The organism is Streptomyces sp. NPDC026377 (genome assembly GCF_055567715.1).
Map to the genome: position 1 here is coordinate 145,782 of NZ_JBVHPV010000016.1, position 24,100 is coordinate 169,881.

Here is a 24,100-nt window from a genome sequence, read left to right on the forward strand (position 1 = left end):
GGGACCGCAGGACCAGGTCCGATCAGGGGGCCGCGCGGGGAGAGACAGAGGCGCATGGCATCACGGCGGGACGAGCTCAACGCGTACACCTTTGCGAAGAAGCGCACGGTGGCGGCGTTTCTGCAACCGTCTCCCACGGGCACGGAGGAGGGCGCCCCGCGCCCGCTCAAGGCCATCGTGCCCAGTGTGATCGTGGCCGCGCTCTGCCTCGCCGGGTTCGGGGCCTGGGGGATGTTCAAGCCGAAGGCGCCGCAGGGCTGGGACACCCCCGGAACCAAGGTGATCGTCGGCAAGCAGTCCACCACCCGTTACGTCGTGCTCTCCACCGGCAAGGGCAAGGACAAGAAGGTCCTGCTCCACCCGGTGCTCAACCTGGCCTCCGCGCGACTGCTCCTCGATCCGGCGAAGTTCGACGTCATCCAGGTCAGCGACGACATCCTGGATTCGGGCAAGCTCGCGCGCGGCCCGATCCTCGGCATCCCGTACGCCCCGGACCGGCTGCCCGCCGCGAGCGAGGCCGGCAAGGCCAAGCGCTGGGCGGTCTGCGAGCAGCCGGGCGGTGGCAAGGACTCCGTCCAGAAGGCGGCGTTCGTCTTCGCCGACCGGGACTTCAAGCTGACCGACGACAAGCGCCGGCTCACCGGCGGCCAGGTGATGTACGTCCAGGGCCAGAAGAACCAGGCCCGGTACGTGGTCGACGCCAAGGGCACCAAGTACCTGGTCAAGGGCGCCCCCGGCGACCTGCTCGCCCGGACGCTCTTCGGCGCCGACGAGAAGCCGCAGCAGGTCACCGACGACTGGCTGGCCACCCTCGGCGACGGCACCCCGATCGACTTCCCCGCGATCCCCGGCCCCGTCGGCTCCCCGGCGGGCACCGGCGGCGGACTCTCGCCGCAGGAGGACAAGGTCGGCATGGTGCTGAGCGCCCAGACCGGCGCGGGCCCCCAGCAGTACGTGGTGCTCAAGGGCAAGGTCCAGCCCGTCTCCGACTTCACGGCCTGGCTGGTGCTCAACTCCCCGCAGACCACGAAGCTCGGCATGCACGGCGACGTCAGGGAGGTCAACGCGGCCGACATCGCGCCCACGCCCGAGTACTTCGGCGCCACCAACAACTGGCCCGAGAAGAAGGCGAAGCAGGTGAACGCGGGCAGCGCCGGGGCGGGCGCGCGCAACACCGTGTGCAGCGTGCTGCGCAAGGTCGACGACAAGGGCAACACCACGCTCTCCACCTGGGCGGGCACCGAGTACCCGGCGGCCATCACCGCGGGCGGCACCAGCACGTACGTCACCCCCGGCACGGGCCTGCTCTACACCCAGGTGCAGGGCCGCCAGACCCGTCCCGACGGTTCGCTCTTCCTGGTGACCGACACCGGACTGCGGTACGCGGTGCAGGCCAACGGCGACAGCGACGCCGCCCGTTCGGACATCGGCGCCGGCGACCAGCAGAAGCCGGACGACGGCCGCCCCGAACCCAGCCAGGCGCAGCAGCGTCTCGGATACGAGAAGGTCACCCCGGCGCTCGTCCCCATCAACTGGTCGGAGTTCCTGTCCAAGGGCCCGCGGCTCGACACCAACAGCGCCCGCCAGCCCCAGGGCTCGTAGGGAAGGACGGACCTGTCGTGTCGATGCTGAAGCCCTACGGGACGTCGAAGCCGTACCGGAAGCCGGTGCTGATGGGCGCGGCCACGGCCGTCGCCGCGCTGACGCTCACGCCCCCGGCGTACGCGTCCTCCGCGCCCGCCCCTTCCGTCGCGCCCGCGCCCGGGCTCGACGGCAGCGGCGAGTGCACCTTCCCCATGAAGAAGCAGATCGAGGGCCGCCCCTGGTCGCTCCAGCGGGTGCTCTTCGACGAGCTGTGGCAGGACACCAAGGGCAAGGGCGTGCGGGTCGCGGTCATCGACACCGGCGTCGACATCGCCAACCCGCAGCTCAAGCCCGCGGTCGACGCGAAGAGCGGCGCCGACTACCTCAAGCCCGAGAAGGAGGGCGGCGGCGAGCAGAACGACAAGCGCGGCAAGACCGGCGGCACGGTCGACGAGGTCGGCCACGGCACCAAGGTCGCGGGCATCATCGCCGCCCGCCCCCGCGCGGGGACCGGCTTCGTGGGCCTCGCTCCCGAGGCCACGATCATCCCGATCCGCCAGAACGACGAGAAGAACAGCGGCAAGACGGACACGATGGCGAAGGCGATCGACCACGCCATCGACCAGCACGCCGACGTGATCAACATCTCGCAGGACACCACCGAGCCGCAGGGCCCCAACTCGGATCTCGCCAGGGCCGTGCGGCGCGCCCTCGACAAGCAGATCGTGGTGGTCGCCTCGGCGGGCAACGACGGCATGGACGGCAAGCTGAAGGAGACCTATCCGGCGGCCTTCCCGGGCGTGCTGGCGGTCGCCTCCTCGGACCGCAACAACGAGCGCGCGGTGTTCTCGCAGCCGGGTACGTTCGTCGGGGTAGCGGCGCCGGGCGTCGACATCGTCTCGACCGTGCCCGGCAACGGCCAGTGCTCGGACAACGGGACGAGCTTCTCGGCCCCCTACGTGGCCGGGGTCGCCGCGCTGCTGCGTGCCAAGTACCCGTACGCGAAGACGAAGTGGACGGCCGCGCAGATCATCGCGCGGATCGAGCAGACGGCGGAGCGGTCCGTCAACGGGCACGACAACTTCGTCGGCTGGGGCGTGGTCGACCCGGTCCGCGCGGTGACCGACGACTCGCCCCCCGAGGAGGCCGCGCACCCGGACCCGGGCCCGCCCAGGGCCCAGGCCCCGGACGTGACCGCGCTGGCGCTCTCCGAGACGCCCCAGGAGCGCAACGAGCGGTACGCCACCTACGCGTTGGGCATCGCCGCCCTGCTCGTGGCGGTGGTCGCGGGCACGGCGACGGTGATCCGGGACGTGCGGCGGCGGGGTGCGCGCGGGGTGCCGGAGCCGGAGAGGTTCTGAGAGAACCGAGAGGTTTTCGGGACGAGTCTGCGACATCTTTGAGTACGGATACTCATTCGGCTCCGAATCCGGAGTGACTAGAGTGATCACATGCTTCGCGTGCTTCACGAGTGTGACGCGTGCGCACGACGCGGCGACTGAGCTTTTGCGGTACCGGTGGCAGAACGGTGCCGGCGGGGAATTCACGGGGAGGAACAGTGGCCGAGCCGAACGGTGGCGGCAGCGGCGGCAAGCCGGACCTGGGAGTCGACGGGGTGAGCCTCGCCGACTTCAAGGGCCGCATGGAGGAGTTGCTGCGCAGCCTGGAGAAGTCCCCGGCGCGCCACACCAAGATCGCCGACCAGCGGGTGCAGCCGGAGGCGTACGGCAAGGGCTTCGCGGCCGCGGGCGAGCTGCACAAGGCGTACGACAAGGTCCGTACGAACCTGGAGCGGCTCACCAAGATCTTCGGTGAGCAGATCGAGGGCATGGGCATCGCGGTGCACATCGCGGACAAGGGCTACGGCGGGATCGACGCGGACGAGGCCCAGCGCTACCAGGCCATCCGCAAGGAGACGGAGAAGTACTACGAGACTCCGGCGGCGGCGGGCGGTACGAAGCCCGGTTCCGGCAAGGACGGCCACGGTGGCCAGGGCAACGAGGGCGGCCAGGGCGGCCAGGGCGGCCACGGGAACGACGCCGACTCCGGCGGTCTGAAGTAAAGGGGGCATGACGATGGCTACGGACGAATTCGAGGGCATGTCCCTGGAGGCCCTGCACGCGATGCTCGCGTCGGCGAAGCCGGCGGAGCTGACCGGCGCGGCCGAGACGCTGGCCGCCGCGGCGCCCGACATCGCGGACATCGCACGGGACCTGCGCTGGTACATGGAGCAGGTCAAGTGGCACGGCGCTGGTGGCGACGCGTTCCGCGAGTGGGGCCGCGGGATGGTGGCGCAGACGCTGGTGCTGAGCGAGTACGCCGGTGTCGTCGGCGAGGAGATGGCCCGCGCGGGCCAGGCCCTGACCGAGGCGAAGGCGGCACTCCCGCCGACGGACGGCGTGTGCTACGCCGACCCGGAGAAGGAGAAGGCGCGGCTGAAGGCGCTGGGGCCGAAGACGAACGAGGCGATCAACCAGCTGAACCGGTTGTCGTCGTACTACGACGCGTCCAAGGCCCGGATCACGGCTCAGCCTGAGCCTAAGTTCGCGCCGTTGCCGGTCCAGCGCAGTGGCGAGGAGTCGGCCTACGGGACGAGTTCGTCCTACGGCGGCACCTCCACCGCGCACAGCAGTGGCGGCGGTTCCGTCGGCGGAACGTCCTACGCTCCGGCTGGCTCGACGGGGCACCACACCATGGCCAGTAGTGGAGTAGTGGCTCCTGGGTCCATGGTTACGACACCGTCTGTCGTGCACCAACCGGTAGGGACCACGATCGACTCCGTCACCGTGGCTCCGCCGCCGGAGGCGACGACGCGTCCCGTCGGGCCCGCTGTTCCGACTCCGGCACCGAGCGGGACGGGGCCTGTCGTCACTCCGCCGTTGGTCCTGCCCGGCCTGTCCGGCAAGGACGTTCTTGGCCGGCCTTCCACCACGGCGCGGGTGAGTGCGCCGGGGACGGGCCCAAGCGGTAACTCGCGCGTTCCGGGCATCGCTCGTCCGAGTGGTCTTCCCGGCACCACGCGCGGCATCACCGCCGAGGGCATCACCGGCGGCCGTCCCATGCCCGCCACCGGCCGTGGCTCGACGCCCCGGCTCCCGATGGGCACGGTCGTGGGCGAGGAGCGCGCCGGTACCGGCATGGGCCGTGGGCCCATGGGCGGCGGCATGGGCCACGGCCCCGGCGGCGCGCCGCGTGGCGCCACCGGTACGGGCGGTCGCAGGCTGGCCTCCGAGCCGGGTGGAACTGTGGGGGCCCCGCGTGCGTCTCTCGGCGGGCGTGGTGAATTCACCCCCGGCGGTACGGGGTTGGTGAACGGCAACAAGCGAGGCACGGACCGGCGTCGTACGACTTCTTCCGAGGCCCCCGACTACCTGGTCGAGGACGAGGAGACGTGGGCGATGGACGATCGCAAGGTCGTCCCGCCGGTCATCGACTGACGTACGCAAACCATCGCCGCTCAAGGAGTCCGCAGTCCCATGTTCAGCTCAGTCCGCGCAGTGCGCAGCCGCTCGGCACTTCTCGGTGCCGCACTGGCTGCGGCGCTGGCCTGCTCGGTCGGCACGGCGCCGACGGCGCTGGCCGACGACATGCGGTCCAAGCAGTGGTATCTGGACGCGATGGACGCGGAAGCCATCTGGAAGGTCAGCACGGGGTCCGGGGTCACGGTGGCGGTGGTCGACAGCGGTGTCGACGAGGCCGTTCCCGAACTCCGGGGCCGTGTCCTCCCGGGCAAAAACATCGACAAGCCGTCGCAGAGCGCCCGTGAGGACACCAATCGGCACGGGACGAACATGGGCCTGCTCATCGCGGGGAGCGGTGCGCAGGGCGGCGTCAAGGGGCTCGCTCCCGGCGCCACGATCCTGCCTGTGAAGGCCTACGACAACGTCCTGCCGGGGCTGAAAGTGGTCTCGTCGGGCATTCGCGCCGCTGCGGATACCGATGCCAAGATCATCAACGTGTCGTTGGGCGGGGCGCCCAACGACACGGAGGACGCCGAACTCAAGTCCGCGGTCGACTACGCCCTCCAAAAGGGCAAACTGATCTTCGCGGCCGCCGGCAATGACGAGCTCAACCGTATCGACCACCCGGGTGCCTACCCAGGTGTCGTCGCGGTGAGCGCCATTGACTCCAAGGGCAAGTTCGCTCAGTGGTCGAACCACGGTGCCGGCGTCGGGCTCGCGGCCCCCGGGGATGAGATGCCGGGGTACTGCACGCGCGGCAACGGCTACTGCAAATCCAACGGCACCAGCCAAGCCACCGCAATCACCTCCGCCACAGCCGCCCTCATCTGGTCCGCCCACCCCGACTGGACCGGCAACCAGGTGCTGCGCGTGATGATGGAGACCGCCGGGCACAACGGCAAGGTGCCGAGCCAGTACATCGGGTACGGCACCGTCCGCCCCGCCCAGGTCCTGCTCAAGGGCAACGGGAACCCCGGCCCCGCCGACGTCAACCCGCTGCTCGCCGCCCGGGGCGCCGGCACACCCACGACTTCCCCCTCTCCCGCAGACACAGCAGACAAGGGGGCAGGCAGTGGCGACCAGGAGAAGCCGCAGGCCGGCAAGGCCGCGGACTCGGCGTCCGAGGACAAGGACTCCGCGCCCTGGACCGTCATCGCCATCATCGCCGCGGTCGTCGTCCTCATCGGCGGCGCCGTCGCGGCGGTACGTGTACGCAACAAGCGAGCGTGAACACTCGCTCGGACACTCACGAGAGGGAAGAGAATGAGCTCCAATCCCGGTGGTCAGAGCATTGGCTACGAGGCCGTCACCAAGGCCAAGAACGCCATTGAGGAAACCGCCCACGACATGAGCCAGCAGATCCGCGTGCTGGCCGACGCGATCGCCACGGTCGGCGCGGGGTGGACCGGTTCCGGTGCCGACCAGTTCAAGATCGCTCAGGACACGCTGAACACGCGTCACGACGACATCCGCCGCAAGCTGGACGTCCTCTACAACGCCGTGATCGGTACGAAGAACCTCAACCAGCAGAACGACGAAGAGGTCGACGCCGCGTTCCGGGCGATCAACGCCCAGGGCGGTGCCACCAGCGGCGGCGTGCCCAACACCTCCGGCATCAACGGTCTCTAGGCAGCACCGCCGGGCAGCCCGCGGGTTGCCCCGGCGTACGCACGCAGCCCCACCACACTTCAGACTTCACGAGGAGCAGACATGGGTGACTTGGGTCCCGACCTCAAGATTCGGTATGAGAACGTCCAGGAGATCGCGAACAGCATCCGCGCCATCTCCAAGCGCATCATGGACGACCTCGCCCGTATGGAATCGGCCGTCAACGTCGTCGCCAGCACCTGGGACGGCGAGGCGCACGGTCAGTACCTGAAGGTCCAGAAGGACTACCGGCGCGACGCGCACGACATCCAGCAGACGCTGGAGAAGATCGCCAAGACGATCGAGCACGGCAAGGCCAGCTACCACCAGACCGACGTCAAGGCGTCGCGGCTGTTCACCGAGGCCTACTGAGCCCGCTGACCGCAGCGGACGGGCGCAGTAAAGGGGGTCACGCCCGATGGGCGTGACCCCCTTTCGTCTGCGCCCCGCGCGCTCCCCGCGCGCCCCCCGCGCGCTCAGCGCAGGTCGAACTCGCCGTCGCGCGCGCCCAGAACGAACGCCGTCCACTCCGCCTCCGTGTACCGCAGCACGGTGTCCGGGTCGAGGGACGACCGCATCGCCACCGCCCCGCCGGGCAGATGGGCGATCTCCACGCGCTCCGCCTCGTTCTCGGTGCCGGGCGCGCTCACCCACTCCGCGCCCGAGATGTCCAGGGCGTACAGCTCTTCCTTCTCACGTTCGCTGCCCATGTCGCACGTTCCCTTCGAAGTTCAGTGCCTGTCAGGGTAGTTGGAGCGGGCGGTTCGCACCGCCCGTTCCTCCCTTCTGTCACCCCGGCCCGTCACTGCTCCGGGAGCCAGCCCAGCTGCACCAGCGGGGTGCCGCGCTTGCGCGAGACGAAGTAGCCGCGGCCCTGCGGCATCGGACGCGGGCGGACGTTGCCGAGGACGTCGCCCTCGTTGGGGTCGCCGGACAGGACCACGCCCTGCGCGCCGAGCTCCTTGATGCGCTGCATGAACGACTCGTACATCGAGCGGGACGCGCCCGCCGAGCTGCGGGCGATGATGAAGCGCACGCCAACGTCGCGGGAGAACGGCAGGTTCTCCACCATCACCGAGAGCGGGTTGCCCGCGTTCGTCGAGACCAGCTCGTAGTCGTCGACGATGATGAAGACCTGCGGTCCGGTCCACCAGGACCGGTCGCGCAGCTGCTGCGGGGTGACGTCCGGCGGCGGCTGGCGGCGCACCATGAGGTCCGCCAGCGCGTTCATGTGCATCTCCAGCGCGCTGGACAGCGGCGCGTACTCCAGCAGGTGGGTGTCGGGGACCGCGTCCAGGAGCGAGCGCCGGTAGTCACCTACGACGATCTTCGCCTCGTCCGGCGAGTACCGCTCGGAGATCTTCTGGGCGAGGTGGCGAAGCAGCGCCGTCTTGCCCGACTCGCTCTCACCGAAGACCAGGAAGAACGGGTCGGTCTCGAAGTCGACGAACACCGGCTCCAGATTGGTCTCGTCGATGCCGATCGCCACGCCGTGCTGCGGGTACTCGAAGCCCTTCGGCAGCTGGTCGGCGGGGAGCCGGCGGGGGAGCAGGCGGACGGTGGGGGCCGCCGGGCCCTGCCAGGCATCCTTGGCCGCCCGGACGAACGCCTCGGTCGCCTGGGAGAGCGTCTCGGGGTCGCAGGAGCCGTCCATGCGCGGCAGCGCCGACATGAAGTGCAGCTTCTCCGCGACCTGGCCGCGGCCCGGCATGCCCACCGGCACGTTGGCCGCGACCTTGCGGTCGAACTCGGAGTCCATGGAGTCGCCGAGCCGCAGCTCGAGGCGGCCCAGGATCTGGTCCTTGAGCGCGGCGCGCACCTCCATGTAGCGGGAGGCGGTGAGGACGACGTGGATGCCGTAGCCGAGACCCCGGCTCGCGATGTCCTGGACGACGCCGTCGAGCATCTCGTAGTCGCCCCGGAAGGCGCCCCAGCCGTCGATGACCAGGAACACGTCGCCCCAGGCCTCGCCCGGCAGGTCGCCGGCCGCGCGGCGGCGGCGGTAGGTGCCGATGGAGTCGATGCCGTTGGCGCGGAAGAACTCCTCGCGCCGGTTCAGCACGCCCGCGACCTCCGCCACCGTACGCCGCACCCGCTCGGGGTCCAGACGCGAGGCGACGCCGCCCACGTGCGGCAGGCCGGAGACGGCCGACAGACCGCCACCGCCGAAGTCCAGCCCGTAGAACTGCACTTCGTTCGGGGTGTGGGTGAGCGCGAACGAGGAGATCATCGTGCGCAGCAGCGTCGACTTGCCGGACTGCGGGCCGCCGACGATCAGCATGTGGCCGGCCGCGCCGGAGAAGTCGCGGTAGAGCACCTCGCGGCGCTGCTCGAAGGGCTTGTCGATGAGGCCGAGCGGCACGATCAGCCCGCCGGGGCGGGTGTACTCCGTCGCGTTGAGCCCGCGTTCCGCCGTCGTCGCGATGCCCGGCAGCAGTTGGTCAAGCGAGGGCGCGTCGTCCAGCGGCGGCAGCCACACCTGGTGGGCCGGCACGCCCTGCCCCTCCAGGCGCCGCACGATCACGTCGAGCACCGTGTCGGCCAGCGCGTCGTCCTCGCCGCGGCCCGTGACGGCCGCCGGGTCCGGCGCCGCGTACACCACCGGCACCGGGGCGGCCGTGAACACCGCGGGACGCCGCTCGATCGGCAGCGGGCCCACGGTCAGGTCCGGGCCGCCCGAGCGGTAGGTGCCCGACACGTACGCCGCCTTGAAGCGGACCATCTCGTCCGTACCGAACTTGAGGTAACCCGAACCCGGCACCGACGGCAGGTGGTAGGCGTCCGGCACGCCCAGCGCCGTACGCGACTCGGCCGCCGAGAAGGTCCGCAGACCCACGCGGTAGGAGAGGTACGTGTCGAGGCCACGCAGCTTGCCCTCCTCCAGGCGCTGCGAGGCCAGCAGCAGATGCACGCCCAGCGAGCGGCCGATGCGGCCGATCTGGATGAACATGTCGATGAAGTCGGGCTTGGCGGTGAGGAGTTCGGAGAACTCGTCGATCACCAGGACCAGCGAGGCCAGCGGCTCCAGCGGGGCGCCCGCGGCGCGCGCCTTCTCGTAGTCGTGCATGTTGGCGTAGTTGCCCGCCGAGCGCAGCAGCTCCTGTCGGCGCTGGAGCTCGCCGCGGATGGCGTCGCCCATGCGGTCGACCAGGGTGAGGTCGTCCGCGAGGTTGGTGATGACCGCCGCCACGTGCGGCATCTGGGACATGCCGGTGAAGGTCGCGCCGCCCTTGAAGTCGGCGAGGACGAAGTTCAGCGTCTCCGAGGTGTGGGTGACCGCGAGGCCGAGCACCAGGGTGCGCAGCAGCTCCGACTTGCCGGAACCGGTGGCGCCCACGCACAGGCCGTGCGGGCCCATGCCCTCCTGGGCCGCCTCCTTGAGGTCCAGCATGACCGGCTGGCCGTCCTCGCCCACACCGATCGGCACCCGCAGCCGCTCGGCCGTCGAGCGCGGCCGCCAGGTGCGCGCCACGTCGATGGAGCCCGCGTCGCCCAGGTTCAGCAGGTCCGTGAAGTCCAGGTTGGCCAGCAGCGGCTCGTCGTCGTCCCCACCGCCCATCTGGAGCGGCGCGAGCTGGCGGGCCAGCGCCTCGGCGGCCGGCAGCGACATCTGGTCGGGCACACCCTCGTACGCCATCCCGAAGCCCGACTCCAGGCGCAGCCGGTTCGGGCGCACGACCACCGACAGGCCCCCGCGCGGCTCGTCGAGCTCACCCGGCACCACCTCGATGATGGTGACGCCCTGGAGCCCCTCGGCTGCGGCGAACGCCGAGTCCGGCGGCACCATCCCGCCGTCGAGGACCACCACCAGGTGCGGCTGGTCCAGGACCGGCTGGTTGTCCCGGCTGAACCGGGGCCGCCCGTCCAGCCTGCTGTGCAACAGCAGCTCCAGCTCACCGAGGTCGTCGCCGAACAGGCGCTTGGTACCGGCCCCGTCGACCTGGCCGGGGACCTGGGTGTGTGGCAGCCACTTCGTCCAGTCCCAGCGCGCCACCGCGCCCGGCGCCGCCACCACGGCGACCATCAGGTCGTCGGGGGAGTGCAGCGTCACCAGCTGGGCCACCAGCGCGCGCGCCGCCGACTGGGCGGCGTCCGGGTCGCCGGAGACCGTCACGTGGTAGAAGGCGCGCATCGAGACCGCCATCGGCAGCCCGTCCAGCGAGCCGTGCACCGCGAGGAACTGCTGCATCGCGCCCGCGCACAGCGGCTCCAGCTCGTCCACCGGAGCCGTCTCCGGCGCTATCAGCGGGGTCGCGAGCTGCTGGGCGCCCAGACCGATCCGGGCCTGCCCGAAGTCGTCGTCGCCGACCCGGCGCTCCCAGACCCGCGAGCCCTCCGCGACCACCGACCACAACTGCTCGGGCGCCGGGTGCAGATACAGCTGCGCGTCGCGCTGGCGCCGCGCGGTCTTGCGCACCGCGCGCCGCGTCTGGGCCAGGTACTTGAGGTAGTCGCGCCGGACATCGGCCATTTGCCCCTGCGCACCCTTGCGGAACTTCACCAGCTGCGCGATGACCATGGCCAGGGTGGACACCAGCATCAGCGCGCCCATGATCTTCATGAACGGCGCCGAGTTGGGCATGAAGAAGAACACCACCGACGAGCCCATGCCGAGCATCGGCAGGAGCTGCATCAGCATCGACTCCTGCTGTCCGCGCGGCAACTCCGGCGGCGCCTCCAGGCGCAGCTCGTCCGAGGACACTTCGGGCGGCAAGGACCGCGGCGGGCGTTTGACGACGATCTGGCTCACCGGAGCATCAATCCCTCGATACGGACGGTCACTTGCGTTCCGGCGCCCCCGTGACCGCTCGTTTCAGGGGCTCCCTCCGCACGACGGTGATCCTACTTGCAGCCTGTGACACCGGAGCCCGGTAGGGTGGCGCGCGCAGTGTGCGCAACCGCGAATCAGGGGGTCCGAGGACGTGAGTACGACCGCAGCGACAGGCTTCTGCCGGGTCACGGTGGTGGCGCCCGACAGTCGCATCGATGTGGCCCTCCCGGAGGACATCGCCGTCGCGGACGTCTATCCGGAGATCCTCCGGCTCACCGGGCAGACCCAGCCCGCGGGGGCGCCGACCGGCTACCACCTGGTGCGCCGCGACGGCACCGTCCTCGACGGCGCCCGCACCCTCGCCGCCCAGCAGGTCCTCGACGGGGAGCTGCTCAGCCTGCGCCCCTTCGCCGAGTCGCTGCCGCCCGCCGTCTTCGACGACGTCTCGGACGCCGTCGCCTCGGCCGTCACCCGCGACCGCCATCTGTGGAGCGACGACCTGCTGCGCTGGGCGGGCCTGGCCGGCGGCGTCCTGCTGCTCGTCCTGATGGGCTTCGTCCTCTGGTACGCCGATCCCGTCGACCACGACATGCACGGCCTGCCCGGCATCATCGCGGGCTCCGCCGGACTGCTGCTCACCGCCTTCGCGGGGGTGCGGGCCCGGGTCTACTCCGACCGCGCCAGCGCCGTGGCCCTGGGCCTGGGCGCGCTGCCCCTGCTGCTGATCGCGGGCTCCGGCATCATCGGCCCGGACAGCGGCGACGGACCCGGCAAGCTCCAGTTCCTGCTCGGCTGCGTCACCGTCCTGATGGCCTCGGTGTCCCTGGTCGTGCTGACCCCGAGCGGTGACGCCCCGTTCGTGGCGGCCACCTTCCTCGCCGCCACCGGCACCCTCGCCACCTTCGTGGCCATCCTCACCGAGTCCAGCGCCACCCGGACGGCCGCGGTCTGCGCCCCGGTCGCCATCGGCCTGGTCGCCTTCCTGCCGGGCCTGTCCGCCCGCTTCGCCCGGCTCCCCATCGGGTACGCCTCCCCGCGCAGCGCCGCCGCCGACGACTTCGGCGCCGAGCCCAGCACCGCCCCCGACGCCCGCCCCGTCGACGCCGAGCGCATCGCCGCCCAGGCCCGCCGCGGCCACGAGATGCTGCTCGGCCTGGTCGGCGGCTGCGCCGCCACCGTGGTCGGCTCCGCCGCCGTCCTGGGCTTCTCGCACAGCGTCTACGGCCAGCTCCTCGCCCTGATGGCCGGGCTCGCCATGCTGCTGCGCGCGCGTCTGTTCCGTTACACCTCGCAGGTCGTCTGCGTCCTGGTGGCCGGGATCGCCGCGATCGCCCTGCTGGTCCTCGGCCTGTCCCTGAACCCGCCCGGCGACCTGCTGTACGACTTCGTCCGCTACGGCGACCGCGGCTCCCTCGACATCCGTACGGTCTGGCTCTCCGCGGCCGTCGCGGCGGGCGCCGCCCTGATCACCGCGATCGGCCTGGTCATCCCGAAGAAGGGCCTCTCGCCGTTCTGGGGCCGTACCCTCGACCTCGCCGAGGGCGCCGTGCTGCTCTCGCTGGTCCCGCTCTGCCTCGCCGTCCTGGACGTCTTCGACCGGGCCCGCTCGCTCACCAGCGGCTGACCGGCCCGTACGGACGCCTCCGGGGACACGCCCGGGGGCCGGGGACCCCCGATCGGACGAGTCCCGGCGTACTGGTACGCTGTGTGACGGCCGTTTGTGTACGCGTCTTCGGATCTCTTCTGGAGGCTGCGCCCAGCGGATCCCCGCCTCCCGAGTAACGGAAGCTCCCCTGAGACCAAGACCAGGGGCACTCGGTGGCACATCAAGACTACGAGGAGTACCGAGTGTCTCTCGACGCCGCTACGAAGAAGCAGATCATGTCCGAGTTCGGCCAGAAGGAGGGCGACACCGGCTCCCCCGAGGTCCAGGTCGCCATGCTCTCCCGCCGCATCTCGGACCTGACCGAGCACCTCAAGACCCACAAGCACGACCACCACTCCCGTCGTGGTCTGCTGATCCTGGTGGGCCAGCGCCGCCGCCTGCTGCAGTACCTGGCCAAGAAGGACATCCAGCGCTTCCGTACGCTGGTCGACCGCCTGGGCATCCGCCGCGGTGCGGCCGGCGGCGCCAAGTAAGTCGCCGTGAAGGGAGCGGTTCCCACCTACGAGGGGGCCGCTCCCTTTGCTGTACGTGCGCGACGTACCGGACGCTCAGTAGTCTGGTCGTAGGACGCACCGCAGAATAATGAGGGAGAAGCCTCCTCCCGCCGCCGGTCCTCGGTAGTGGCCTCCGGGGAGAGAACGCCCCCGGATGCTTCGATCGAAGACCGGCCCGCAGCACAGGAGCGCTTCTCCGCTGACCGTCCCCCCGCCACACGGGCCCGGGGACGAAAGACGATGAGTATGGAGAAACCACTGGTGGAGAACGAGACCCACTACGCCGAGGCCGTCATTGACAACGGTTCCTTCGGCACCCGCACGATCCGCTTCGAGACGGGCCGCCTGGCCAAGCAGGCCGCCGGCTCCGCCGTCGCGTACCTGGACGACGACACGATGGTCCTCTCGGCCACCACCGCGTCCAAGAAGCCCAAGGACCAGCTCGACTTCTTCCCCCTGACGGTGGACGTCGAGGAGCGGATGTACGCGGCCGGCAAGATCCCCGGCTCCTTCTTCCGCCGTGAGGGCCGCCCCTCCGAGGACGCGATCCTCACCTGCCGGCTGATCGACCGCCCGCTGCGCCCGTCCTTCAAGAAGGGCCTGCGCAACGAGATCCAGGTCGTCGCCACGATCATGGCGCTCAACCCCGACCACCTCTACGACGTGGTCGCCATCAACGCCGCCTCCTGCTCCACGCAGCTGGCCGGCCTGCCCTTCTCCGGCCCGATCGGCGGCGTCCGCGTCGCGCTGATCCGCGGCCAGTGGGTGGCCTTCCCGACGCACACCGAGCTCGAGGACGCCGTCTTCGACATGGTCGTCGCGGGCCGCGCCCTGGAGGACGGCGACGTCGCGATCATGATGGTCGAGGCCGAGGCCACCGAGAAGACGATCCAGCTGGTCAAGGGCGGCGCCGAGGCGCCGACCGAGGAGGTCGTCGCCGCCGGTCTGGACGCCGCGAAGCCCTTCATCAAGGTGCTCTGCAAGGCCCAGGCCGAGCTCGCCGCCAAGGCCGCCAAGCCGACCGGCGAGTTCCCGGTCTTCCTCGACTACCAGGACGACGTCCTGGAGGCGCTCACCGCCGCGGTCAAGGGCGAGCTCGCCCAGGCGCTGACCATCGCGGGCAAGCTGGACCGCGAGGCCGAGCTGGACCGCGTCAAGGAGCTGGCCGCCGAGAAGCTCCTGCCGGCCTTCGAGGGCCGCGAGAAGGAGATCTCCGCCGCGTACCGCGCGCTGACCAAGAAGCTGGTCCGCGAGCGCGTCATCAAGGACAAGGTCCGTATCGACGGCCGCGGGATCACGGATATCCGTACCCTGGCCGCCGAGGTCGAGGCCATCCCGCGCGTGCACGGCTCGGCGCTGTTCGAGCGTGGCGAGACCCAGATCCTGGGCGTCACCACCCTCAACATGCTCCGTATGGAGCAGCAGCTGGACACCCTCTCCCCGGTGACCCGCAAGCGCTACATGCACAACTACAACTTCCCGCCGTACTCCGTCGGTGAGACCGGCCGCGTGGGCTCGCCCAAGCGCCGCGAGATCGGCCACGGCGCGCTCGCCGAGCGCGCCATCGTGCCGGTGCTGCCGACGCGCGAGGAGTTCCCCTACGCGATCCGCCAGGTGTCCGAGGCCCTCGGCTCCAACGGCTCGACGTCGATGGGCTCGGTCTGCGCCTCCACCATGTCGCTGCTGAACGCCGGTGTGCCGCTCAAGGCCCCCGTCGCCGGTATCGCCATGGGTCTGATCTCCCAGGAGATCGACGGCAAGACGCACTACGTCGCCCTCACCGACATCCTCGGTGCGGAGGACGCGTTCGGCGACATGGACTTCAAGGTCGCCGGTACGAAGGAGTTCGTCACCGCCCTCCAGCTCGACACCAAGCTGGACGGCATCCCGGCCTCCGTCCTGGCCGCGGCCCTCAAGCAGGCCCGCGACGCCCGCCTCCACATCCTCGACGTGATGATGGAAGCGATCGACACGCCGGACGAGATGTCCCCGAACGCCCCGCGGATCATCACCGTCAAGATCCCGGTGGACAAGATCGGTGAGGTCATCGGCCCCAAGGGCAAGATGATCAACCAGATCCAGGAGGACACCGGCGCCGAGATCACGATCGAGGACGACGGCACCATCTACATCGGTGCCCAGGTCGGCTCGCAGGCCGAGGCCGCCCGTGCCACGATCAACGCGATCGCCAACCCGACCATGCCGGAGGTCGGCGAGCGCTACCTGGGTACGGTCGTCAAGACCACCACCTTCGGTGCCTTCGTCTCCCTGATGCCCGGCAAGGACGGTCTGCTGCACATCTCGCAGATCCGCAAGCTCGCCGGTGGCAAGCGCGTGGAGAACGTCGAGGACGTGCTCGCGGTCGGCGCCAAGGTCCAGGTCGAGATCGCCGAGATCGACTCCCGCGGCAAGCTCTCCCTGATCCCGGTCGTCGAGGGTGAAGAGGGCGACGAGACGAAGGACGACACCGACAAGTGACGTCCCGTAGCTCCAAGGCGACGGCCCGCACCTCCTCGGAGGCGCGGGCCGTCGCCCGTACCCAAACGCTTCTCAAGGGCGCGAACGGCATCGGCACCGTCCGCCGTACGACCCTGCCCGGCGGCCTGCGCGTCGTCACCGAGACCCTGCCCTCCGTACGGTCGGCGACCTTCGGCATCTGGGCCCAGGTCGGCTCCCGTGACGAGACGCCCACGCTCAACGGCGCCACGCACTACCTGGAGCACCTCCTGTTCAAGGGCACGCGCAAGCGCAGCGCCCTCGACATCTCCGCCGCGATCGACGCGGTCGGCGGCGAGATGAACGCCTTCACGGCGAAGGAGTACACCTGCTACTACGCGCGCGTGCTCGACACCGACCTGCCGCTGGCGATCGACGTCGTATGCGACATGCTGAGCGGCTCTCTCATCCTCGAAGAGGACGTGGACGCCGAGCGCGGTGTCATCCTCGAAGAGATCGCGATGACGGAGGACGACCCGGGCGACTGCGTGCACGACCTGTTCGCGCACACCATGCTCGGCGACACCCCGCTGGGCCGCCCGGTCCTCGGCACCGTCGACACGATCAACGCGCTGACCCGGGCGCAGATCGCCCGCTTCTACAAGAAGCACTACGACCCGCGCCACCTGGTCGTGGCCGCCGCGGGCAACGTCGACCACGCCACCGTCGTACGCCAGGTCCGCAGGGCCTTCGAGAAGGCCGGCGCGCTGACGCGGACGGACGCGGTCCCGCTCGCCCCGCGCGACGGCGTCCGCACCCTGAAGACGGCCGGCCGGGTCGAACTCCTCAACCGCCGCACCGAGCAGGCGCACGTCGTCCTCGGCATGCCGGGCCTGGCCCGCACCGACGAGCGCCGCTGGGCGCTCAGCGTGCTGAACACGGCCCTGGGCGGCGGCATGTCCTCCCGTCTCTTCCAGGAGGTACGGGAGAAGCGCGGCCTCGCCTACAGCGTGTACTCGTACACCTCGGGCTTCGCCGACTGCGGTCTGTTCGGCGTGTACGCGGGCTGCCGGCCCAGCCAGGTCCACGACGTCCTGAAGATCTGCCGGGACGAACTGGACCGGGTCGCCTCCGAGGGGCTGTCGGACGAGGAGATCGGCCGTGCGATCGGCCAGCTCTCCGGCTCGACCGTCCTGGGCCTGGAGGACACGGGCGCGCTGATGAACCGCATCGGCAAGAGCGAGCTGTGCTGGGGCACCCACATGTCGGTCGACGACATGCTGGCGAAGATAGCCGCGGTCACCCCGGACGACGTGAGCGAGGTGGCCCGTGATGTGCTGGGCCGGCGTCCCTCGCTGGCCGTCATCGGCCCGCTGAAGGACAAGCAGGCCGACCGCCTCCACGAAGCGGTCTCCTGATCCGTACGCAATCCGTACGCATGTGTACGCAAGGACGTGAGGAAGCAAGATGAGCAAGCTGCGCGTGGCGGTTCTCGGCGCCAAGGGCCGCATCGGTTCCGAAGCGGTACGGGCCGTGGAAGCGGCCGAGGACATGGAGCTGGTGGCGGCGCTGGGCCGGGGCGACAAGCTGGAGGCCCTCGCGGACGCGGGCGCCGAGGTCGTGGTCGAGCTGACCACGCCCGCCTCGGTGATGGGCAACCTCGACTTCTGCGTGCGCCACGGCATCCACGCGGTCGTCGGCACCACCGGCTGGACCGAGGACCGCCTCGCGCAGCTCACCACCTGGCTGGACGGCTCGCCGTCCACCGGTGTGCTCATCGCGCCGAACTTCTCCATCGGCGCCGTCCTGACCATGAAGTTCGCGCAGCTCGCGGCCCCCTACTTCGAGTCGGTGGAGGTCGTGGAGCTGCACCACCCCAACAAGGTGGACGCGCCGTCGGGCACCGCCACGCGCACCGCGCAGCTCATCGCGGCGGCCCGCGCCGAGGCGGGCGTCGGGCCCGCGCCGGACGCCACGGCGACCGCGCTGGAGGGGGCGCGCGGCGCGGACGTCGACGGCGTCCCCGTCCACGCGGTCCGGCTGCGCGGTCTGCTGGCGCACCAGGAGGTCCTCCTGGGCGCCGAGGGCGAGACGCTGACGATCCGTCATGACTCGCTCCACCACAGCAGCTTCATGCCGGGCATCCTGCTCGGCGCGCGCCGCGTGGTGACCACTCCGGGCCTGACCTTCGGCCTGGAACACTTCCTCGACCTGAACTGAGCTGGACTGCCGGTCATGCGCGCAAAGATCACTTACTTCGTCACGGCCGCCGTCCTGGTCTTCTACTTCGTCCTGGTCGGCAGCCGGGGCGTGATGCTCATCCAGGACGGCAAGCTGATCACCGTCACCATGGGGCTCGCCGTCCTGGTACTGCCGCTGATCGGCATCTGGTTCCTCTGGGCCAACACCCGCTTCGTGACCCGGGCCAACGCCCTCGCCGCCGAGCTGGAGGCCGAGGGCGGCCTGCCGGTGGACGAGCTGGTCCGCACGCCCGCCGGCCGTATCGACCGCGACTCCGCGGACGAGGTCTTCGCCCGCCGCAAGGCCGAGACGGAGGACGCGCCGAACGACTGGCGCTGCTGGTTCCGCCTTGCCGTGGCCTACCAGGACGCCCGCGACACGCCCCGCGCCCGCAAGGCCATGCAGCGGGCGATCTCGCTGCGGGAAGCGCAGTAGCACCGGAGCCGAGCACACCCGTACGCGGACGCTCCGGCGCCGCACCCGGTACGCCGCGGGGCCCGGCACGCGGTCAGACGCGCCCGTACTCCGCGGCCCAGGCCTCCACCGTGTCGGCGGCCCGGTCGAACGCCTCGACGCGCGACAGGAAGTCCGCGTCGTGGTCGGTGAACAGCGCGCCGAGCGGGGCGCCGGCGCTCCGGGTGACGAGCAGCGCCTGGCCCTGCACGGTCCTGGGCAGCCCGAGCCACCGCACCGGCTGCTGAACCGTGCGTACGTTCTCGATCTGCGGCCACGGCACCGTGGCGGTGCTCAGGAAGCGGACCCGTCGCAGCCCGGCCCGGCTGACCCAGACACCCATCCGCAGCAGCCGCAGCGCCGACGCGATCGCCAGGAGCGCGACGACCAGCACCACGAGCGCTTCGACCGGGCCGCCCGTGAAGGCGATGATCACGGCGGCGAGCAGCACGAACGAGGCCAGGAGCAGCAGTACCGCGGCCGCCGCGACCCGGTAGGGGCCCGGCCGGTAGGGACGCCGCCAGCGGTCGTGGTCGTCGAAGGGCAGCGCGATGTCGTCGTCGGTCGCATCGAATACGCGGTCGGCCGTCAGGAAGGGCAGGGGCACGACTGATCCTCACTCACAAGCACGCTCGATTGCTGTGCCCGGTGAGGCTACCCAGGAGGCCGTCCAACGACCACTTCCGGGGGGCCATGGGGGTGCCTCCCACGCCATTCGGACGACAGGGGACGGTCAGCGGCCGTCCGCTGCCTGGGGCTGCTGGGAGTGGGTGGGCGACTGCTCCGGCTCCAGCGCTGGCATGCCGAACAGGAGCGAGCCCGCGAGCCCGGCGGCCACGGTGAGCCCGACCAGCGTACGGCCCACTATTCGGCCGACACCGGCACGCTCGCGGGGCGGCGGGGTGACGTTGCTGCGGAAGCGGTCGGCATCGGCGACGAACGCGAAGGGGACGGGCTCACGCCGGCGAAACATGAGGGGCTGCTCCTTGTCTGTGGTGCTGTGCGTGGGGCTGTCTCTGAGGTGGTGCTCGAACTGCGGTGCGTCTACTGGTACAGACGCACGGAGTTGAGGATTGGTGCCCGAATTCCCCGAATTGGCCGAACAATTCTGTGACGGATCGTCAGGGCGGGCGTTGTCGGTGCCGGGCCGTAGAGTGGTCGCCGCCGTACCAACTGGAAGGACCCGCCGGTGACCGACACCCCCGCCGCAGACCTCAAGCCCAGCTTCCGCAGTGACGTCACCGTCGAGCTGGTGAAGCACACCGCCGGCGACTCCGACGTGCTCTGGGCGGCCCGCGTCTCGACCGCGGGCGAGCAGTCCCTGGAAGAGCTCCAGAAGGACCCCGAGCGCTCCCGTGGCCTGATCAACTACCTGATGCGGGACCGGCACGGCAGCCCCTTCGAGCACAACTCGATGACGTTCTTCATCAGCGCCCCGATCTTCGTCTTCCGCGAGTTCATGCGGCATCGGGTGGGCTGGTCGTACAACGAGGAGTCGGGCCGCTACCGGGAGCTCCAGCCGGTGTTCTACGTGCCGGGAGCCGACCGCAGGCTCGTCCAGCAGGGCCGCCCCGGGAAGTACGAGTTCGTCGAGGGCACCGAGGCCCAGCAGGAGCTGACCGCCCGCGCGATGGAGGACTCCTACCGCCAGGCGTACGAGGCGTACCAGGAGATGCTGGCGGCGGGCGTCGCCCGCGAGGTCGCCCGCGCCGTGCTCCCGGTCGGCCTGTTCTCGTCGATGTACGCGACGTGCAACGCCCGCTCCCTGATGCACTTCCTGGGCCTGCGCACCCAGCACGAGCAGGCGAAGGTGCCGTCCTTCCCGCAGCGGGAGATCGAGATGGTCGGCGAGAAGATGGAGGAGCACTGGGCGAAGCTCATGCCCCTCACCTACGCCGCCTTCAACGCCAACGGCCGCGTAGCCCCGTAAGTGGCGCGAATCTGCCGGTAACGGCACGGATGTGCGAATACCTCGCGCAAAGTGTCCGTATTGCGGCGTTTCGTGAAGTTCATCTAGGCTGATCAAACGGACCCGGCACTGCTTGAACCCCCGAGCAGGCAGTGCCGGGCTCCCTCTGCCACGTCCCCCGAGGGGACACCCGGCGCTGAGCAGCGAGTAGCGTGTTACCCATGGCTCCGATCTCCACTCCGCAGACCCCCTTCGGGCGGGTCCTCACCGCCATGGTCACGCCCTTCACGGCGGACGGCGCACTCGACCTCGACGGTGCCCAGCGGCTGGCCGTCCACCTGGTCGACGCAGGCAACGACGGACTGATCGTCAACGGCACCACCGGCGAGTCCCCGACCACCACCGACGCGGAGAAAGACCAGCTCGTACGGGCCGTACGGGAAGCGGTCGGAGACCGGGCCCACGTCGTCGCGGGGATCGGCACCAATGACACGCGTCACACCCTGGAGCTGGCACGTGCGGCCGAGCGCGCCGGCGCACACGGCCTGCTCGCCGTGACGCCGTACTACAACAAGCCCCCTCAGGAGGGCCTGTACCGGCACTTCTCGGCCATCGCCGACGCCACCGAGCTCCCGGTGATGCTCTACGACATCCCCGGCCGCAGCGGCGTCCCGATCAACACCGAAACCCTCGTGCGCCTCGCCGAGCACCCGCGTATCGTCGCCAACAAGGACGCCAAGGGCGACCTCGGCCGTGCCAGCTGGGCCATCGCCCGCTCCGGTCTCGCCTGGTACTCCGGCGACGACATGCTCAACCTGCCGCTGCTCTCCGTGGGCGCCGTCGGCTTCGTCTCGGTCGTCGGCCATGTGGTTACGCCCGAGCTGCGCGAGCTCCTCGACGCCTACCTCTCGGGCAACGTCCAGAAGGCCACGGAGATCCACCAGCGGCTGCTCCCGGTGTACACGGGCATGTTCCGTACCCAGGGAGTGATCACCACCAAGGCCGCCCTGGGCCTCCAGGGACTGCCCGGCGGCCCGCTGCGACTGCCGATGATCGACCTGACGGCGGACGAGACCGCCCAGCTCAAGGTCGATCTCGCGGCCGGCGGGGTACAGCTTTAGCTCTCACGGGGTAAAGCTGTCATCACAGACTTCACAACTGAATACGCAGAACCAAACAGACAACAGCAAGTGCACGAATGTCATGCGCGCCACGTGCCTACCGGTACGTGGCGTGCGTGGTGAGGAGAGTCTTTTGAGTCATCCGCATCCTGAACTCGGTACCCCGCCGAAGCTTCCCAAGAACGGCCTGCGCGTCACGCCGCTCGGTGGCCTCGGTGAAATCGGCCGGAACATGACGGTCTTCGAGTACGGCGGCCGCCTGCTCATCGTCGACTGCGGCGTCCTCTTTCCCGAGGAGGAGCAGCCCGGCGTCGACCTGATCCTGCCGGACTTCAGCAGCATCAGGGACCGCCTCGACGACGTCGAGGGCATCGTGCTCACGCACGGCCACGAGGACCACATCGGCGGCGTCCCCTACCTCCTGCGCGAGAAGCCGGACATCCCGCTGATCGGCTCCAAGCTGACCCTCGCGCTGATCGAGGCGAAGCTCCAGGAGCACCGCATCCGCCCGTACACGCTGGAGGTCGTCGAGGGCGACCGCGAGCGCCTGGGCCCCTTCGACTGCGAGTTCATCGCCGTCAACCACTCCATCCCGGACGCCCTCGCGGTGGCCATCCGCACCCCCGCGGGCCTGGCCGTCGCCACCGGCGACTTCAAGATGGACCAGCTCCCGCTCGACGGGCGCCTCACCGACCTGCACGCGTTCGCGCGGCTGAGCGAGGAGGGCATCGACCTCCTCCTCTCCGACTCCACGAACGCCGAGGTCCCCGGCTTCGTACCGCCGGAGCGGGACATCTCCAACGTCCTGCGCAACGTGTTCGCGAACGCCGACAAGCGGATCATCGTGGCCAGCTTCGCCAGCCATGTGCACCGCATCCAGCAGATCCTCGACGCCGCCCACGAGTACGGCCGCCGGGTCGCCTTCGTCGGCCGCTCGATGGTCCGCAACATGGGCATCGCGCGCGACCTCGGCTATCTGCGGGTCCCCGCGGGCCTGGTCGTCGACGTCAAGGCGCTCGACGACCTGCCGGACGACGAGGTCGTGCTGGTCTGCACCGGTTCGCAGGGCGAGCCCATGGCCGCGCTGTCCCGCATGGCCAACCGCGACCACCAGATCCGGATCGTCCCGGGCGACACGGTGATCCTCGCGTCGTCCCTGATCCCGGGCAACGAGAACGCGGTCTACCGCGTCATCAACGGCCTGACCCGCTGGGGCGCGAACGTCGTCCACAAGGGCAACGCCAAGGTGCACGTCTCGGGCCACGCCTCGGCCGGCGAGCTGCTGTACTTCTACAACATCTGCAAGCCGAAGAACCTGATGCCGGTCCACGGCGAATGGCGCCACCTGCGGGCGAACGCGGAGCTCGGAGCCCTCACCGGTGTCCCGAAGAACCACATCGTCATCGCCGAGGACGGCGTGGTCGTCGACCTGGTCGACGGCGCCGCGAAGATCGTCGGCAAGGTCCAGGCCGGTTACGTGTACGTGGACGGCCTCTCGGTCGGCGACGTCACCGAGACCTCCCTCAAGGACCGCCGCATCCTCGGGGACGAGGGCATCATCTCGGTCTTCGTGGTCGTCGACTCGTCGAGCGGCAAGATCGTGAGCGGCCCGACGATCCAGGCTCGCGGCTCCGGCATCGAGGACTCGGCCTTCAGCCCCGTGGTCTCGAAGGTCGAAGAGGCGCTGAACAAGTCCGCGCAGGACGGCGTCGTCGAGCCCCACCAGCTTCAGCAGCTGATCCGCCGCTCGGTCGGCAAGTGGGTCTCGGACACCTACCGCCGCCGCCCGATGATCCTCCCTGTGGTCGTCGAGGTCTGACGACCCGTCGGGTACTGACGGCGTACGCCCGGAGCGGGGCCCCCGATTTGCATCGGGGCGCTCCGCTCCAGTACGTTTACAACTCCTCCAGACGGGAACCCGGTACCTTCGTGTACCTCCCGCGTCCATGACGCGGGGTCAGGGAACCCGAACGGGAGGGAAATTCCGACTCAGAACTTCTGATAATGTCGGAACCGCCGGAAAGGGAAACGCGAAAGCGAAAACCTGGAAAGCGAATCCCGCCGACAGGGAATCGGACACGAAAGAGTCTGATAGAGTCGGAAACGAAGGAAGCGCCCGGAGGGCCCGGAAACGGGAACGAAGGAAGCGTCCGTACCTTGAGAACTCAACAGCGTGCCAAAAGTCAACGCCAGATTGACAACCCCGGCCTGCCAGTGATGGCGGGTTGGAGGTTCCTTTGAAAAGTCCTGCCGGCCCTTGTGGCGGGTAGGCAACGAACACAGCGAGGACGCTGAGGACGACTGGTCTTATTCCGAC

At 70.0% G+C, this 24,100-nt stretch carries 20 protein-coding genes; 16 read left to right on the forward strand and 4 right to left on the reverse strand.

Annotated features, from left to right (window positions below):
* Positions 1 to 54: 54 nt before the first annotated feature.
* From eccB to ACZ4MU_RS28120, 7 genes are all read left to right on the forward strand, one after another.
* Positions 55 to 1,602 carry a type VII secretion protein EccB gene (gene eccB, locus ACZ4MU_RS28090; protein ID WP_467881822.1) on the forward strand — a complete coding sequence of 516 codons (1,548 nt, stop codon included), beginning with the start codon at positions 55 to 57 and terminating at the stop codon, positions 1,600 to 1,602.
* 23 nt (positions 1,603 to 1,625) lie between these two features.
* The gene (mycP, locus tag ACZ4MU_RS28095) at positions 1,626 to 2,945 is read left to right on the forward strand and encodes a type VII secretion-associated serine protease mycosin (RefSeq protein WP_467881870.1); all 1,320 of its coding nucleotides are present in this window, start codon (positions 1,626 to 1,628) and stop codon (positions 2,943 to 2,945) included.
* A 197-nt stretch (positions 2,946 to 3,142) separates the two neighbouring features.
* Positions 3,143 to 3,646, forward strand: a complete 504-nt coding sequence (locus ACZ4MU_RS28100) for a hypothetical protein (RefSeq protein WP_467881823.1) — start codon at positions 3,143 to 3,145, stop codon at positions 3,644 to 3,646.
* 13 nt (positions 3,647 to 3,659) lie between these two features.
* The gene (locus ACZ4MU_RS28105; RefSeq protein ID WP_467881825.1) at positions 3,660 to 5,021 is read left to right on the forward strand and encodes a WXG100 family type VII secretion target; all 1,362 of its coding nucleotides are present in this window, start codon (positions 3,660 to 3,662) and stop codon (positions 5,019 to 5,021) included.
* Positions 5,022 to 5,060: 39 nt separating this feature from the next.
* Positions 5,061 to 6,275 carry a S8 family serine peptidase gene (locus tag ACZ4MU_RS28110; RefSeq protein ID WP_467881827.1) on the forward strand — a complete coding sequence of 405 codons (1,215 nt, stop codon included), beginning with the start codon at positions 5,061 to 5,063 and terminating at the stop codon, positions 6,273 to 6,275.
* Positions 6,276 to 6,308: 33 nt separating this feature from the next.
* Positions 6,309 to 6,674, forward strand: a complete 366-nt coding sequence (locus tag ACZ4MU_RS28115) for a WXG100 family type VII secretion target (protein ID WP_101390467.1) — start codon at positions 6,309 to 6,311, stop codon at positions 6,672 to 6,674.
* 81 nt (positions 6,675 to 6,755) lie between these two features.
* Complete coding sequence (locus tag ACZ4MU_RS28120) at positions 6,756 to 7,064, forward strand: WXG100 family type VII secretion target (protein ID WP_467881830.1); 309 nt, start codon at positions 6,756 to 6,758, stop codon at positions 7,062 to 7,064.
* A gap of 104 nt (positions 7,065 to 7,168) precedes the next feature.
* Here ACZ4MU_RS28120 and ACZ4MU_RS28125 read toward each other — a convergent pair whose 3' ends face one another.
* Both ACZ4MU_RS28125 and eccCa read right to left on the reverse strand, forming a co-directional pair.
* Entirely contained in the window at positions 7,169 to 7,402 is a 234-nt protein-coding gene (locus tag ACZ4MU_RS28125; RefSeq protein WP_358834518.1) for a DUF397 domain-containing protein, read from the reverse strand.
* Positions 7,403 to 7,494: 92 nt separating this feature from the next.
* Positions 7,495 to 11,442: a type VII secretion protein EccCa gene (eccCa, locus tag ACZ4MU_RS28130; protein ID WP_467881832.1), complete on the reverse strand. Its 3,948-nt coding sequence runs from the start codon at positions 11,440 to 11,442 to the stop codon at positions 7,495 to 7,497.
* A 172-nt stretch (positions 11,443 to 11,614) separates the two neighbouring features.
* On the opposite strand from eccCa, the gene eccD reads away from it, so the two are divergent.
* The 6 genes from eccD to ACZ4MU_RS28160 all read left to right on the forward strand — a co-directional run bounded on the left by eccD (position 11,615) and on the right by ACZ4MU_RS28160 (position 18,735).
* Positions 11,615 to 13,087: a type VII secretion integral membrane protein EccD gene (eccD, locus tag ACZ4MU_RS28135; protein ID WP_467881834.1), complete on the forward strand. Its 1,473-nt coding sequence runs from the start codon at positions 11,615 to 11,617 to the stop codon at positions 13,085 to 13,087.
* A gap of 224 nt (positions 13,088 to 13,311) precedes the next feature.
* Positions 13,312 to 13,602 (forward strand): 30S ribosomal protein S15, encoded by a 291-nt coding sequence (rpsO, locus tag ACZ4MU_RS28140; protein WP_344078972.1) that lies wholly within the window; start codon positions 13,312 to 13,314, stop codon positions 13,600 to 13,602.
* A gap of 282 nt (positions 13,603 to 13,884) precedes the next feature.
* Positions 13,885 to 16,101: a polyribonucleotide nucleotidyltransferase gene (locus ACZ4MU_RS28145; RefSeq protein ID WP_365111164.1), complete on the forward strand. Its 2,217-nt coding sequence runs from the start codon at positions 13,885 to 13,887 to the stop codon at positions 16,099 to 16,101.
* Positions 16,098 to 17,477, forward strand: a complete 1,380-nt coding sequence (locus ACZ4MU_RS28150) for a M16 family metallopeptidase (RefSeq protein ID WP_467881836.1) — start codon at positions 16,098 to 16,100, stop codon at positions 17,475 to 17,477. The genes ACZ4MU_RS28145 and ACZ4MU_RS28150 overlap by 4 nt, the downstream gene beginning before the upstream one ends.
* Positions 17,478 to 17,526: 49 nt before the next feature.
* Positions 17,527 to 18,279 (forward strand): 4-hydroxy-tetrahydrodipicolinate reductase, encoded by a 753-nt coding sequence (gene dapB, locus ACZ4MU_RS28155; RefSeq protein ID WP_467881838.1) that lies wholly within the window; start codon positions 17,527 to 17,529, stop codon positions 18,277 to 18,279.
* A 15-nt stretch (positions 18,280 to 18,294) separates the two neighbouring features.
* Entirely contained in the window at positions 18,295 to 18,735 is a 441-nt protein-coding gene (locus ACZ4MU_RS28160; protein WP_467881840.1) for a tetratricopeptide repeat protein, read from the forward strand.
* Positions 18,736 to 18,808: 73 nt separating this feature from the next.
* Here ACZ4MU_RS28160 and ACZ4MU_RS28165 read toward each other — a convergent pair whose 3' ends face one another.
* Together ACZ4MU_RS28165 and ACZ4MU_RS28170 are read right to left on the reverse strand one after the other, a co-directional pair.
* A complete protein-coding gene (locus ACZ4MU_RS28165; RefSeq protein WP_467881842.1) occupies positions 18,809 to 19,360 on the reverse strand; it encodes a hypothetical protein in 552 nt (183 codons plus the stop codon).
* Positions 19,361 to 19,486: 126 nt separating this feature from the next.
* The gene (locus ACZ4MU_RS28170; protein WP_467881844.1) at positions 19,487 to 19,726 is read right to left on the reverse strand and encodes a hypothetical protein; all 240 of its coding nucleotides are present in this window, start codon (positions 19,724 to 19,726) and stop codon (positions 19,487 to 19,489) included.
* Between the two features lie 216 nt (positions 19,727 to 19,942).
* On the opposite strand from ACZ4MU_RS28170, the gene thyX reads away from it, so the two are divergent.
* The 3 genes from thyX to ACZ4MU_RS28185 all read left to right on the forward strand — a co-directional run bounded on the left by thyX (position 19,943) and on the right by ACZ4MU_RS28185 (position 23,602).
* Complete coding sequence (gene thyX / locus ACZ4MU_RS28175) at positions 19,943 to 20,683, forward strand: FAD-dependent thymidylate synthase (protein WP_358836853.1); 741 nt, start codon at positions 19,943 to 19,945, stop codon at positions 20,681 to 20,683.
* A 200-nt stretch (positions 20,684 to 20,883) separates the two neighbouring features.
* On the forward strand, positions 20,884 to 21,783 hold the full coding sequence (gene dapA / locus ACZ4MU_RS28180; RefSeq protein WP_467881846.1) for a 4-hydroxy-tetrahydrodipicolinate synthase: 900 nt from the start codon (positions 20,884 to 20,886) through the stop codon (positions 21,781 to 21,783).
* Positions 21,784 to 21,916: 133 nt separating this feature from the next.
* A complete protein-coding gene (locus ACZ4MU_RS28185) occupies positions 21,917 to 23,602 on the forward strand; it encodes a ribonuclease J (RefSeq protein WP_467881847.1) in 1,686 nt (561 codons plus the stop codon).
* The last annotated feature ends 498 nt before the right edge of the window (positions 23,603 to 24,100 follow it).